Genomic DNA, 14321 nt, shown 5'->3' with positions numbered 1-14321 from the left:
CATGCTGCCCCGAACTCGCAGAACAGAATTGATGGCGACGGGAAGGCATGATGTTTGCCCGAAATCTCTATGGGGCTCTCATTCGACATACCTGTACCGCGACCTTGCCGTCCGTTTCAGCCGGTAGCTCGATGGGCTCGCGCCGATATACTGCTTGAACATGCGGCTGAAGAAATAGGGATCGGAATAGCCGAGTTCGGCGGCGGTTTCCTTGACGGTTTTTCCCAGGCCCAGCCGGTGGATCGCATATTCCATCCGCTTGAGTTCGAGATATTTCTGCGGCGTCATGCCGATGCGCTCGCGAAACGCCCGGCGGAAATAATCGCGGTTATAGGGAACGCGCTCCAGCGCCTTTTCCAGCGCATCCTCTTTCAGCGGGTCGGCGGCAAGGCCGGAGGCGAGCAGCATGATCTGCAGCGAGAGCTGCCCCTGGTTGGCAAGCAGGTCCCCCTCCTCGCGCCAGCCAAGGAACGCATCGTCCAGAAAGGCAAGCAGCAGCACCATGAACTGATGATGCTGCACCAGCGTCGGGCTGGTGGTGGCGGCCATGGTCCGGTAATGCACGATCAACGGATGAAGGACGGACCAGTCGCGCAGTTTTACCCTTCGCTGCAGATGCATCTGATCGATGAGGTCCGCACGGCCGAACAAATCCAGGGTGAAGTGCTGGGCAACCCCGGTATAATCGTCACCACCGCCGTGAACGCCGTGGAATCTTTCCCGCGCCCGGATCAGCATCGCCTCGCCCTCATGCAGCACGAAGCTTTCCTCGCCGACCCGGTACCGGGCCTTGCCGGTCAGGCAGAACACCAGATCATGGACGGGATTGATCTTGTCGATCCGCCAGGTCTGGGCATGCTGCATGCGAATGGGCGTGCGCGCCAGCCGGAGCGAAAGAGCCTGCACCGGGATCCGGTTCAGTGGGCCATGTTCGCTTTTATCCATGTTTTTGTTTGGTAGCCTTCATTTGGGTTTCCCGGGCAGAACGCTAAGATCAACGAAAGTGACAGCAACCATTGCCAAAAACGGTTTCTGTCCAAGGGAGGAGATAGTGCCAGACTCGCGGCCGGACGCAAACGTCCGACCAGTGTATCTCGGCATTTTTGCTGAAGACATGAAACATTCCGAATACGGCATACCGGCAAAAACCGCATATTTCGGCGGAAGCGCGCTCAACCGGGCGCCCACGGCCACCGCCTCGTTCTGCGAACAAAAAGCCGCGCGGGCCGGCCGCCTTCCGCCCGCCGGCCCGGTGCAGGAGGCCGCGTAATGGGCGGCGACAGCAGATATCTCGGTTTTTTCTATGTCGCCCCTTATGTGGCGGGACTGCTGCTGTTTACCGCGTTCCCCTTCGCCGCGTCGTTCTACCTGAGCTTTACCGACTACGACCTCCTGTCCACGCCCAGGTGGACGGGCCTCGACAACTACACCAAGCTCTTCACCCGCGACCGCACCTTCGACAAGTCGCTGAAGGTGACGCTGCTTTATGTGTTCATGACCGTGCCGATCAAGCTGGCCTTCGCGCTGCTGATCGCGGTGATCCTCAATTACCGGCTCAAGGCGATCAATCTTTTCCGCACGGCCTATTACGTGCCGTCCATCCTGGGCGGCTCGATCGCGATTGCCGTCCTGTGGCGCTATATCTTCGCCGAGGCCGGTCTCGTGAACATGATCATCGGCGCCGTCGGCATCGAGCCCGTCAACTGGTTCGGCGACCCGCAGAACGCGCTGATCACCATTACCCTGCTGCGCTGCTGGCAGTTCGGCTCCGCCATGGTGATCTTCCTCGCCGCCCTGCAATCGGTCGACAAGTCGCTCTATGAAGCCGCCTCCATCGACGGCGCCAACCAGTGGCACATCTTCCGCTACATCACGCTGCCGCTGATCACGCCGGTGATCTTCTTCAACCTGATCATGCAGACGGTGCAGGCGTTCCAGGAATTCAACGGCCCCTACATCATCACCGAGGGCGGACCGCTGAAATCCACCTATCTGCTGCCCCTCTACATCTATGACAAGGCTTTCAAGAGCTTCGACATGGGCTATGCCTCGGCCATCGCCTGGGTGCTCTTCGTAATCATCATGGTCCTGACCCTTGCCGCCTTCTGGTCGTCCAAGAAGTGGGTCTATTACGCCGGCGACAAGAGGAGCTGACCGATGACCGCCTCCTACGATATCAACCCGCAAGGGCTTGCACCGGGCACGGAACCTGCCACCGCGCTGGAGATCAGGCTGCGCCGGCGCAGCCGCATCTCCAGCGCGGTCCGCTACGGCGTCCTGCTGGTGTTCGGCCTGATCATGCTCTATCCGCTGATCTGGCTGATCGGCGCCTCCTTCAAGACCAATGCGGAGATCTTCGCAAGCCCGTCCTTCTGGCCGGAGGACCCCACGCTTTCCGGCTATATCAACGGCTGGCAGACCTCCACGCCCTATACGTTCGGGCGGTTCTTCTGGAACACCTTCCTGATCATCACGCCGAAGGTCATCGGCACGGCCATTTCCTGCACGCTGGTCGCCTATGGCTTCGCGCGGTTCGAGTTTCCCGGCAAGCGCATCCTGTTCGTAACAGTCATCGCAACCCTGCTCCTGCCGAACGTGGTGACCCGCATCCCGCAATACCTGTTGTTCCGGGACATCGGCTGGCTGGACAGTTTCCTGCCGCTCTGGGTGCCGTCCGCGGTCGCCGGGGATGCGTTCTTCGTCTTCATGCTGATCCAGTTTCTGAGAGCCATCCCGCGGGACATGGAGGAAGCCGCCCGGGTCGACGGCGCAAACACGCTGCAGACACTCGTCTATATCGTCGTGCCCATGCTGATGCCGGCCATCATCTCCGTGTGCCTGTTCCAGTTCATGTGGACCATGAACGACTTCCTCGGACCGCTGATCTACATTTCCTCGGTCGACAAGTACCCGGTCAGCCTGGCGCTGAAGCTCTCCATCGACACGACGGAGGCGTTCGACTGGAACCAGATCCTGGCCATGTCCGTGCTGGCGCTCGCACCATCGCTGGCGGTTTTCTTCATCGCACAGAAATACTTCATCGAAGGCATCTCGACAGGAGGGGTCAAGGGCTGATGGCTGAGCTGCAACTGAAATCCATCGAGAAGACCTATGGCAGCGGCTTCAAGGCCGTCCACGGCATCGACCTCACCGTGAACGAGGGCGAGTTCATGGTGCTTGTCGGCCCTTCCGGCTGCGCCAAATCGACGACCCTTCGCATGATTGCGGGACTTGAGACCATCACCGGCGGCGAGATCCGCATCGGCGACCGGGTGGTCAACGACATCGTGCCGGGCAAACGCGGCATTGCGATGGTGTTCCAGAACTACGCCCTGTACCCGCATATGAAGGTGAGAAACAACCTCTCCTTCGGGCTGCGCCTCAAGCGCCGGCCGAAGACGGAAATCGAAGGCGCCACGCAGGACGTGTCCAGGGTCCTGGAGATCGAACAGCTTCTGGAGCGGCTGCCGAAACAGTTGTCCGGCGGCCAGGCGCAGCGCGTGGCGGTCGGCCGGGCGCTGATCAAGCAGCCCGAGGTCTTCCTGTTCGACGAGCCGCTGTCGAACCTCGACGCCAAGCTGCGCGCCTCCATGCGGGTCCGGATCACCGATCTTCACAAGCGGCTGAAGGATGAGGGACGCCCGGCGACGGTCGTCTATGTCACCCATGACCAGGTCGAGGCCATGACCATGGGCGACCGCATCTGCGTGATGCGCGAGGGACACATCATGCAGGTGGCCGACCCGACGACGCTTTACGAGCGGCCCGCAAATGCCTTTGTCGCCGGTTTCATCGGCATGCCCGAAATGAACCTGGTGGATGCGATCCTGACGAGTGACGGCGTGCCGCATCTTACGGTCGCCGACCAGACCATCAAGGTGCCGGAGGGTCTCGGCGAACGGCTCAGGCTGGCGGAGGGGCCGGTCAAGTTCGGCATCCGCCCGCAACATCTGCAAATCTCGCCCCCGGAACCGAAGACTCGCTTTCGGGAACCGTGAGAGCTGTCGAATTCCTGGGCCACGAAATCAATCTTCACATCGGCATCGGCGAGGCGGCATTCGTCGCCGTGGTGCCGAGCGACCGTCTCACCGCAATTCCCACACGCGGTGAGACGGTCTCCATCAAGCCGATCGGAAACCGGATCCATCTGTTCGACCGGCATAGCGAGGAGAACATCTCGCTTGGCTGAACCTGATTGTCATGGGAGGATAAAATGACAAGTTTGAGAAGTGGAGTTGGCGCCCTGCTGACAGCAACGGCACTCGCAACGAGCGTCTCCGCAGCACAATCCGCGGATCTGCGGATGAGCTGGTGGGGCGGCGACAGCCGCCACCAGGCGACCCAGGAGGCCCTGAAGGTCTGCGGGGAAAAGCACGGCCACACGATCAAGCCGGAATTCACCGGCTGGTCGGGCCATCTGGAAAAAGTCACGACCCAGATTGCCGGCGGCACCGAAGCCGACATCATGCAGATCAACTGGCCGTGGCTGCCGCTGTTTTCCGCCAATGGCGAAGGCTTTGCCGATCTCAGTGGGCTTTCGAACGTCATTGAGCTCGACAACTGGACGGATGCCCAGCTCGCCTCGACCTCCGTCAATGGCCATCTGAACGGCCTGCCGGTGTCGACGACCGGCCGCGTGTTCTTCTTCAACAAGACGACCTTCGACAAGGCGGGTGTTGAGATCCCGGTGACCTGGGACGATCTTTTCACGGCGGCTCAGCAGATTCGCGAGAAGCTGGGCGAGGACTACTATCCGCTGAACGCCATCCAGGAAACCGCCGCCCTGCTCGTCTCGCTCCGTGTCACACAGCAGACCGGCAAGGACCTGATCGATCCTGAAACGATGACGGTGGCCTGGACCCCGGAAGAGCTGGCAAAGGGGATCGAGTTCTACGGCAAGATGATGGAATCCGGGGTCACCATGACCCAGAAAAAGGCCAATGCCGCCGGAAATGCCGAACTCTATGAAAAGCCCGAATGGACGGATGGCCGCATTGCCGGATCCTATGAATGGGATTCGACCTACTTCAAATATTCCGATCCGCTGGAGGTGGGACAGCATCTTGTGCCGACCGAGATCCTGACCGGCGAAGATGCCGTCACCGAGGGCATCTACCGCAAGCCTTCCATGATGTTCTCGATTTCCAAGCGCTCCGAAAACCCGGAAGCCGCCGCGCAGATCCTGAACTGCCTGCTCAACGAACCGGAGGGAATCGAAGCCCTCGGCACGACACGCGGACTGCCGGCCTCCAAAGCCGCCGCGGACCAGTTGAAGGAAGCCGGCAGCATCAAGCCGGAGCTTGCGCAAGCCAACGCCATCATCATGGCGGCCTCAGGCCCGACGGTTTCGCCGCTGAACGAGCATCCGGACGTGCGCACCATCTTCCTGGACACGCTGGAAGTCTACGCCTACGGGCAGATCGACGCCGCCACAGCCGCCGAGGAAATCATCGCCGGCATCAACGAAGCCATCGAGGAATACAAACCCTGATCCTGTCCCGATCGACCTGCAGCCGGGCTGACCTGCCTGACTGCAGGACAATCGATCGCCGTCAAAATACGGGGCATCCTGCGTTCCTTGACGCAGGATGCCCCGGGCGACCGGAAAATCCGGCCGCGCCCCTTTTGCCTCAACCGCGCGATAGCCGATGACCGTACTTGCCCTCATTGCCGCCACCCCGTGGACGGCAACTGTCCTTCTTGCGCCCGACGGGGCAAGATATGCCCTGCCGGAGCCTGTGGATTTCCTGTTGAAAACAACCGCCGGAGGCCTTGCCGCGTCCGGGCGGACGGACCGCGCGGTTCTGCAGCTCAACGGCCTTGAGCCCGCTACGGACTATCGCCTGGAAACGCCGCTCGGGGCGATCGAATTCCGCACCGGCCATTGCTCCGGCAAGGTCAGTATTCTGGATTTCGGCGCACAGAGCGAAGCGGCGGACAACAGCGCCGCCATTCAAGCCGCGATCGACGCGGTGCCCGATGGCGGCACGCTTCTGGTGCCGCCGGGGCGTTTCCACACCGGTCCGCTGTTCCTGCGCTCGCATATGACGGTTTATCTTGCAGAGGGCGCCGAACTCTCGGCGATCCATGACTGGCGGGACTGGCCGATCCTGGAGGAACGCGATGACAGCGGCCGCGTGATCGGTACCTGGGAGGGTCTTCCCGCGCGAAGTTTCGCGTCCCTGATCACGGCGATCGGCTGCAAGGACATCGCGCTGACGGGCCGAGGCATCATCGACGGCGGCGGAGACCGCGGCGACTGGTGGAGCTGGCCGAAGGAGACAAGACGGGGCGCGCGCCGGCCGCGGACTGTCTTTCTCGCCCATTGCGATCACGTTGTCCTCACCGGCCTCACCGTCCGCAATTCTCCGTCCTGGACCATTCACCCCTATCGCTGCCGCCGGCTCGCCGCGGCAGCGCTTACCATCGAGAACCCGCCGGACAGCCCGAATACGGACGGCTTCAATCCGGAGAGCTGCGACGACGTCAGTTTGACCGGGCTGCATTTTTCCGTCGGCGACGACTGCATCGCCGTCAAGGCCGGCAAGCGGGATGGCGCGCGGACCGATCACCTCGCCCCGACGCGCAATCTCTCCATCAGCCACTGCCTGATGGAGCGGGGACATGGTGCCGTCGTTCTGGGCTCGGAAATGAGCGGCGGCATCACCAATATCCGCATCGAAAAATGCACCTTCCTCGGCACCGACCGGGGCCTCAGGATCAAGACCCGGCGGGGCCGCGGCGGCAAGGTCGCGAACATCTCCATGAGCGACGTGGAGTTGGACCGGGTTGCCACCGCGGTCGCTGTGAACGCCTTCTACTTTTGCGATGCCGACGGAACATCCGAGGCCGTCCAGTCCCGCGAGCCCGCGCCGGTCGATGCGACGACACCCGAGATCTGCAATATCCTGGTGAAGAACATCACGGCGACCAACGTTCAGCTGGCGGCGGTCGCCCTGCTCGGCCTGCCCGAAGCCCCGCTGTCGAACATCCGGATCGACAACATGCAGGTCGCCTTCGATCCGGATGCGCAGCCCGATGTACCGCTCATGGCCTCTCATGTGCCTGCCTGCCGGCATGAGGGTATTTTCGCCCGATTCGCGGACGTCGTCGGCGAACTGACATTTGCCCGAAAGGATGACCGCCATGCTGACTGAGTTTTTCGAGCGGTACGTGACCGTCTACCAGCCCTACAAGGGGGGAAACTGGTGTTATGAGGACGGGCTGATCTACCGGGGCCTCGAGCTCCTGCACATGGCCACCGGCGACAATCGCTGGCTCTCCCACTTGAAGCGGCTGGTGGACGCGCGGATCCTCTCCGGCCCCAGACTTTCCGGTTATGCCCTGACGGAATACAACATCGACAATATCAGGCCCGGGGGTGCGCTGCTTTACCTCGACATGCTGACGGGCGACCCCAGGTATCTTGCCTGCGCCGACCTTCTGGCCGACCAGCTTGCCTCCCATCCGCGCACCAAATCCGGGGTCTACTGGCACAAGGCGCGCTATCCGTGGCAGATCTGGCTCGACGGGCTCTACATGGCGGCACCGTTTCAGATCGCCTATGCCCATGCGCGCAACCAGCCGGAGCTGATTAGCGATTCCCTGAATCAGATCGGCATCGCCCTCAAGGCCACCTATGTTCCCGAAACCGGCCTCTACGCCCATGCCTTTGACGAGGCCCGCAAGCAGGACTGGGCCGACCCGTGGACCGGCAGGTCCCAGGCCCATTGGGCCCGGGCGCTCGGCTGGCTCTGCATGTGCCTGGTGGACGTCGCCGACCTGGTCGGCCCCGCGGCCTTTGCTCCGCTCCGGCAGCGAACCACGGACCTTTTGAACCGCATCCTCGAGTTGCGGACGCAGAACGGCCTCTGGCTTCAGGTGATCGACGCCCCGGACCTTGAAGGCAACTATATCGAATCCTCCGCCTCGGCCATGTTCGTCTATGCCCTGAAGCGGGCCGAGAGGCTGGATCTGATAGGCCCGGTACGGGAGGATCTGCTGTCGGGCCTGATCGATTACTCGGTCCGCAAGGCGCCCGACGGAGCCATCCGCATGTCGGGGATCTGCGAGGTTGCGGGCCTGGGCGGTTTTGAGGAAAAGTACCGCGATGGCACGCCCGAATATTATCTGAGCGAACCTGTCGTCGATAACGACCCGAAGGGCGTCGGGCCGCTGATGATGTGCGTTGCCACGTCGCTGATGGATCAGCCCGCCAGAAGCACCGTCGCTGCGCCTTGACCATCATGCGGATTTCAAGCTGACCTGCAACTCGCCGCTTATGACGGGCCCCATTGGAAACATGGGACGGCCGGCGCGAGCCTCACAGGGATCCTCGTTCTGCGCCAACACCACCCGCTTGCCTGAACGCAGACCTGCCAAACGTTTCGACGCCCCCAATCTTGGGGAACCGGGCGCCCCGCAAACGCATTTGCCGGCGACGCCGCACGCGGCTGGTCCCTGAAGCCCAGAAGCTGCATCGTTTTCGTGAAGATATTGGCAGCTTAGACGCCAAAAGCCCCTCGGTTTTAACCGAGGGGCTTTTCAGACTGCTGACAAACCCCTGGCATTGTCCAGGGGTTTTTGATTCACTGTTTAGATGTTGAAGAAGCCCGGCCCCGATCAGACAGCGCTCGAGATGGTTACACTCGAGCAGCTTGTTCCCGCCGATCACCTTTTGCGCAAGATTGACGCGGTGATCGACTTTTCGTTCGTCCATGACCGTGTCTCGGCGCTCTACTGCGCAGACAACGGCCGTCCACCGCTGGATCCGACGTTGATGTTCAAGGCGTTGTTCATCGGTTACCTGTTCGGCATCCGCTCGGAGCGCCAGTTGGTGCGCGAGATCGAGGTGAATGTCGCCTACCGCTGGTTCTTGCGGCTGAAGCTGACGGACAAGGTGTTCGACGCCTCGACACTGAGCCAGAACCGGCGGCGTCGCTACAACGACGCGTCTGTCGCCCAGGATATCTTCGACCACATTGTCGAGCAGGCGATCGCTCATGGCCTTGTAGACGGCACGGTGCTTTATACGGATTCGACACATCTGAAGGCGAATGCCAACAAAGGCAAATACGATCTGGCTCAAATCGAGAAGTCACGGGCCGATTATTGGGCGGACCTGGACCGGGCGGTTGAGGCGGAACGCAGGCTGCATGGCCAGAAGCCGCTAAAGGAGCAGGAGCGCTCTCCTGAGGTCAAGCAAACCAAGGTGAGCCGCACGGATCCGGACAGCGGCTACATGGTGCGTGAGGGCAAGCCAAAGGGCTTCTTCTATCTGGACCACCGCACGGTGGACGGTAAATTGGGGATCGTCACGGACACCTTCACCACACCGGCCAATGTCCATGACAGCATTGTTTATCTGAACCGGCTGGACCGTCAGGCACACCGCTTCAGCTTCCAGGTCAAGGCGGTTGGTCTTGATGCGGGCTATGCCACTTCAGCGATAGCCCGGGGACTGGAGGAGCGGGATATTCTGGGGGTGACCGGATACCGCCGCCCGTCTGCCCCAAAGCCCGGCATGATGCGCAAATCAAGCTTCGCTTACGAGGAGCAAACCGATGGCTACCGTTGTCCCGAAGGCCGGCTGCTGACCTATGCAACGACGGACAGGAACGGCTACAAACACTACCGCTCCGACCCTGCCATCTGCAAAAAGTGTCCGCTTCTGGCCTCCTGCACCTCCAATGCCAGGGCTGAGCGCACCATCACCCGCCATGTCTGGCAGGAGAGCAGGGAGCGAAGCGATACATATCGCCTGACACCCTGGGGCAAGGCTGTTTACAAGCGTCGAAAGGAAACCGTGGAGCGTTCGTTTGCCGATGCCAAACAGCTCCATGGCCACAGATACGCCAGGTTCCGAAGTCTGGTGCGCGTCCAGATGCAGTGCCTCCTCGCCGCCGCCGCCCAGAACATCAAGAAGATCGCGATGGCCCTCACCAAACCACCCAAACAAGTACGGGCCTGACAGGCAAAAAGCCCGACCACGCTAAATTCAAAACCCAGAAATAACGGCAAAACAAATCTCAAAAAACAAACCCGCCGAAATCGGCGGGTTTGTCAGCAGTCTGAAAAGCCCCACGGTTTTAACCGAGGGGCTTTTGTTTGATTTGGTTGCGGGGGCAGGATTTGAACCTGCGACCTTCAGGTTATGAGCCTGACGAGCTACCGGGCTGCTCCACCCCGCGGTATTCTTTTGTGGCTGAGGGTACCTGAGTATCCTCGTTGGGCTTGAGTTGGGCCCGGCATTGTTTGTTTTGTTTGTCCTCGCGGCGTTGCCGCTGCGGGCGTCGCGGGGGCTGCTCCACCCCGCGGTATTGTATGTTGGGGAAGGGTCTTGATATCGTTGAAGATGATTGACTGCGATTTGCAGGCCTGGCGGCGACCTACTCTCCCACATCTTAAGATGCAGTACCATTGGCGCTGGGGAGTTTCACGGCCGAGTTCGGGATGGGATCGGGTGGGGGCTCCCCGCTGGGGCCACCAGGCCGGCGAAGCGCAGTTTTTGCGTAAAACTGGTGTTGATCTGTCCTCACGGCCGTACGCTGCTTGGCAGCTGGCCTGCGGACGGCGCGCCCTGACCGGGCGGCGGCCGCTTGGCCTTGCGAACCTTGCGGTTCGGGCTCTTTTCCCTTGGGGGATTGGAGCCTTGAGGCCGGTGAGAACTGGTCATTCCTGATTATTGATGAGTTTCGATCTGGTTTTCCTTCGGCTTTGCGAGGGAACAAGAGTTCCGAGCGCAGCGAAGGCAAGGCCAAGCGGCCGCCGGCCGGTCAGGCCGCGTGGTTCGCAGGACAGGTCCGAAGGACCGTACGTCCGTGAGAACAAAACCATGATCTCAAAAGCGCTTTCGCGCTTTTGGGATGATGAACATTGACTAATGAGAGGATCAAGCCGAACGAGCTATTAGTAAAGCTAAGCTTCATGCGTTGCCGCACTTCCACACGCTTCCTATCGACGTGGTGGTCTTCCACGGCTCTTCAGGGAGAACTCGTTTTGAGGTGGGTTTCCCGCTTAGATGCTTTCAGCGGTTATCCCTTCCGTACATAGCTACCCTGCAATGCGGCTGGCGCCACAACAGGTCCACCAGAGGTACGTCCATCCCGGTCCTCTCGTACTAGGGACAGATCCTCTCAATTCTCCTACACCCACGGCAGATAGGGACCGAACTGTCTCGCGACGTTCTGAACCCAACTCACGTACCACTTTAATTGGCGAACAGCCAAACCCTTGGGACCTGCTCCAGCCCCAGGATGTGATGAGTCGACATCGAGGTGCCAAACAATGCCGTCGATATGGACTCTTGGGCATCATCAGCCTGTTATCCCCGGCGTACCTTTTATCCGTTGAGCGATGGCCCTTCCACGAGGGACCACCGGATCACTATGGCCGTCTTTCGACTCTGCTCGACTTGTCAGTCTCGCAGTCAGGCAGGCTTATGCCATTGCACTCAACGAGCGATTTCCGACCGCTCTGAGCCCACCTTCGCGCGCCTCCGTTACCATTTGGGAGGCGACCGCCCCAGTCAAACTACCCGCCACACACGGTCCCGGATATTGTTGTACCGCGGTTAGATATCCATGACGACAAGGGTGGTATTTCAAGGGTGACTCCACAAGAGCTGGCGCTCCTGCTTCAACGTCTACCACCTATCCTACACATGTCGACACGAATACCAGTGTGAAGCTGTAGTAAAGGTGCACGGGGTCTTTCCGTCTGACCGCAGGAACCCCGCATCTTCACGGGGAATTCAATTTCACTGAGTCTATGCTGGAGACAGCGGGGAAGTCGTTACGCCATTCGTGCAGGTCGGAACTTACCCGACAAGGAATTTCGCTACCTTAGGACCGTTATAGTTACGGCCGCCGTTTACTGGGGCTTCAATTCGGTGCTTGCACACCTCCTCTTAACCTTCCAGCACCGGGCAGGCGTCAGACCCTATACGTCGCCTTACGGCTTCGCAGAGCCCTGTGTTTTTGATAAACAGTCGCCACCCCCTGGTCTGTGCCACCCCACAACGGTTGCCCGTCGTGAGGTCTCCCTTCTCGCGAACTTACGGGAGCATTTTGCCGAGTTCCTTCAGCATAGTTCTCTCAAGCGCCTTGGTATGCTCTACCAGTCCACCTGTGTCGGTTTCGGGTACGGTTTATACGTGGGAGCTATTTCCTGGAACACCTTCGCAGCACCCCCAATCCAATAAGGGGATACGACACACGGCATCCGTCACTACCCACAAGCTGCAGAATATTAACTGCATTCCCATCGACTACGCCTTTCGGCCTCGCCTTAGGGGCCGGCTAACCCTGCGCCGATTAGCGTTGCGCAGGAACCCTTGGACTTTCGGCGAGCGGGTCTCTCACCCGCTTTATCGTTACTCATGTCAGCATTCGCACTTCTGATATCTCCAGGAGCCCTCACGGGTCTCCCTTCGCAGACTTACAGAACGCTCCGCTACCGCGCATCCCGAAGGATGCACCCGCAGTTTCGGTGTATGGCTTGAGCCCCGGTACATTTTCGGCGCGGGACCCCTTATTTAGACCAGTGAGCTGTTACGCTTTCTTTAAATGATGGCTGCTTCTAAGCCAACATCCTGGTTGTTTTGGGAGTCCTACATCCTTTCCCACTTAGCCATAACTTGGGGACCTTAACTGGCGGTCAGGGTTGTTTCCCTCTCCACAATGGACGTTAGCACCCACTGTGTGTCTGCCGGACAGTACTTCCCGGTATTCGGAGTTTGGTTAGGATCAGTAAGGCGGTAAGCCCCCATAGCCCATCCAGTGCTCTACCCCCGGGAGTATTCATCCGACGCTCTACCTAAATAGATTTCGCGGAGAACCAGCTATTTCCGAGTTTGATTGGCCTTTCACCCCTAGCCACAGCTCATCCCCGACTTTTTCAACAGGCGTGGGTTCGGTCCTCCAGTGCGTGTTACCGCACCTTCAACCTGGCCATGGCTAGATCACTCGGTTTCGGGTCTAATCCAACGAACTCAGCGCCCTATTCAGACTCGCTTTCGCTGCGCCTACACCTACCGGCTTAAGCTTGCTCGTTAAATTAAGTCGCTGACCCATTATACAAAAGGTACGCTGTCACCCTCTCGGGCTCCAACTGTTTGTAGGCATCCGGTTTCAGGATCTGTTTCACTCCCCTCGTCGGGGTGCTTTTCACCTTTCCCTCACGGTACTTGTTCGCTATCGGTCGACAAGGAGTACTTAGGCTTGGAGGGTGGTCCCCCCATGTTCAGACAGGATTTCACGTGTCCCGCCCTACTCAAGGATCATATCTCTTTCTACCCGTAAGGGGCTCTCACCCGCTAAGGCCCGACTTTCCAGACGGTTCCGGTTCTTAAAATATGACCACTGGCCTGGTCCGCGTTCGCTCGCCACTACTAGCGGAGTCTCGGTTGATGTCCTTTCCTCCGGGTACTTAGATGTTTCAGTTCCCCGGGTTCGCTCCCTTGCGGGTACTCCATGCGGAGTGGGTTGCCCCATTCGGAAATCGCCGGATCAAAGCTTATTCGCAGCTCCCCGACGCTTATCGCAGCGTATCACGTCCTTCATCGCCTCTTGTCGCCAAGGCATCCACCGAATGCCCTTAAGACACTTGATCACTCTCATTATCAATGTTCATCTCAAAGCGCACAGCGCTTTAAGATGATCCATTATTTGCACTACCGCTCTTTGAGCTACTTGAGTGCGCTAACACCCAAATACCTTCAGAACAGGTCGCGCAAAAGATCATCTTTGCTTGCACTACCGCTCATCAAACTGCTTGCGTGCGTTAACACCCAAACAACCTCAGAACAGGCCGCGCAAACCGTTCACGCTTGCCGACAACATCAACCCGGGCCCCTTTTAAAACCCGGATATCCGCCGCCAGCCGGCGCAAACTGATCATCAATAATCAAGACCAGTTTCACGAGATTAATCTGACAGCCATGCGGTCACGCTGGCTCCCTACTTGATCGTAGAACCCCAGGGTCTCCCCCGGAGGTCAAAAAAATCTTCTCTTCAACGATGTCAAGAACAGGCGGCAATCCGAAGATCACCGCAAAACGGCACTCTCTCAAAAGACAAGTTATTTTCCGCTCACGGCTGAGCGAGCCTTCGGCTCCAGCCTCCGCGAGGGCGGCCTGCCAAGAAGGCTTTTGGCCGGCGGCCGCTTGGCCTTGCCTGCGCTGCGCTCCGGAACCAGAAGTCCCTCGCAAACACCGAGCAAGCTCCAAATCGAAGCCTTCGTGGCGACGCAACAAACACGCGCTCAAGCAGCCAAAGGCGGTAGCGCCAGAATAATGCCGGAGCCCTACCCGTCTGCCCGCA

Annotated in this window: 8 protein-coding genes, 1 tRNA gene, 2 rRNA genes and 1 pseudogene; 8 read left to right on the top strand and 4 right to left on the bottom strand. The window is 59.7% G+C overall.

Features of this window, described 5'->3' with window-relative positions; all coding sequences use genetic code 11:
- Positions 1–78 precede the first annotated feature (78 nt).
- Positions 79–945 carry a helix-turn-helix domain-containing protein gene (locus ON753_RS23185; RefSeq protein ID WP_265965977.1) on the bottom strand — a complete coding sequence of 289 codons (867 nt, stop codon included), beginning with the start codon at positions 943–945 and terminating at the stop codon, positions 79–81.
- 58 nt (positions 946–1003) lie between these two features.
- On the opposite strand from ON753_RS23185, the gene ON753_RS23180 reads away from it, so the two are divergent.
- The 8 genes and pseudogenes from ON753_RS23180 to ON753_RS23140 all read left to right on the top strand — a co-directional run bounded on the left by ON753_RS23180 (position 1004) and on the right by ON753_RS23140 (position 9970).
- Positions 1004–1270: a hypothetical protein gene (locus ON753_RS23180; protein ID WP_265965975.1), complete on the top strand. Its 267-nt coding sequence runs from the start codon at positions 1004–1006 to the stop codon at positions 1268–1270.
- Positions 1270–2154 (top strand): carbohydrate ABC transporter permease, encoded by an 885-nt coding sequence (locus tag ON753_RS23175; protein ID WP_265965972.1) that lies wholly within the window; start codon positions 1270–1272, stop codon positions 2152–2154. The genes ON753_RS23180 and ON753_RS23175 overlap by 1 nt, the downstream gene beginning before the upstream one ends.
- 3 nt (positions 2155–2157) lie before the next feature.
- Positions 2158–3075, top strand: coding sequence for a carbohydrate ABC transporter permease (locus ON753_RS23170; RefSeq protein ID WP_265965969.1), 918 nt, complete (start codon positions 2158–2160; stop codon positions 3073–3075).
- Positions 3075–4189 (top strand): annotated as a pseudogene (locus ON753_RS23165) (ABC transporter ATP-binding protein). Before ON753_RS23170 ends, ON753_RS23165 begins: the two are co-directional and overlap by 1 nt.
- Before the next feature lie 24 nt (positions 4190–4213).
- Positions 4214–5491, top strand: coding sequence for an ABC transporter substrate-binding protein (locus ON753_RS23155; protein ID WP_265965963.1), 1278 nt, complete (start codon positions 4214–4216; stop codon positions 5489–5491).
- 157 nt (positions 5492–5648) lie between these two features.
- A complete protein-coding gene (pglA, locus tag ON753_RS23150) occupies positions 5649–7157 on the top strand; it encodes a polygalacturonase PglA (RefSeq protein WP_265965961.1) in 1509 nt (502 codons plus the stop codon).
- Positions 7147–8241: a glycoside hydrolase family 88/105 protein gene (locus ON753_RS23145; protein ID WP_265965958.1), complete on the top strand. Its 1095-nt coding sequence runs from the start codon at positions 7147–7149 to the stop codon at positions 8239–8241. Before pglA ends, ON753_RS23145 begins: the two co-directional genes overlap by 11 nt.
- Positions 8242–8599: 358 nt before the next feature.
- A complete protein-coding gene (locus ON753_RS23140) occupies positions 8600–9970 on the top strand; it encodes an IS1182 family transposase (RefSeq protein ID WP_264417572.1) in 1371 nt (456 codons plus the stop codon).
- A 143-nt stretch (positions 9971–10113) separates the two neighbouring features.
- Here the strand turns inward: ON753_RS23140 and ON753_RS23135 are convergent.
- From ON753_RS23135 to ON753_RS23125, 3 genes are all read right to left on the bottom strand, one after another.
- Positions 10114–10190: transfer RNA gene (locus ON753_RS23135), tRNA-Met, on the bottom strand.
- A 185-nt stretch (positions 10191–10375) separates the two neighbouring features.
- Positions 10376–10490 (bottom strand): 5S ribosomal RNA (gene rrf / locus ON753_RS23130).
- Between the two features lie 397 nt (positions 10491–10887).
- Positions 10888–13611: ribosomal RNA gene (locus ON753_RS23125) — 23S ribosomal RNA — on the bottom strand.
- Positions 13612–14321: the final 710 nt, after the last annotated feature.

Origin of the sequence: Roseibium salinum (assembly GCF_026240905.1) — a bacterium.
In the GTDB taxonomy this organism is placed as follows: domain Bacteria; phylum Pseudomonadota; class Alphaproteobacteria; order Rhizobiales; family Stappiaceae; genus Roseibium; species Roseibium salinum.
Note: the sequence above shows the minus strand (reverse complement) of the source record. Positions and strands in the feature narration are given on the sequence as shown.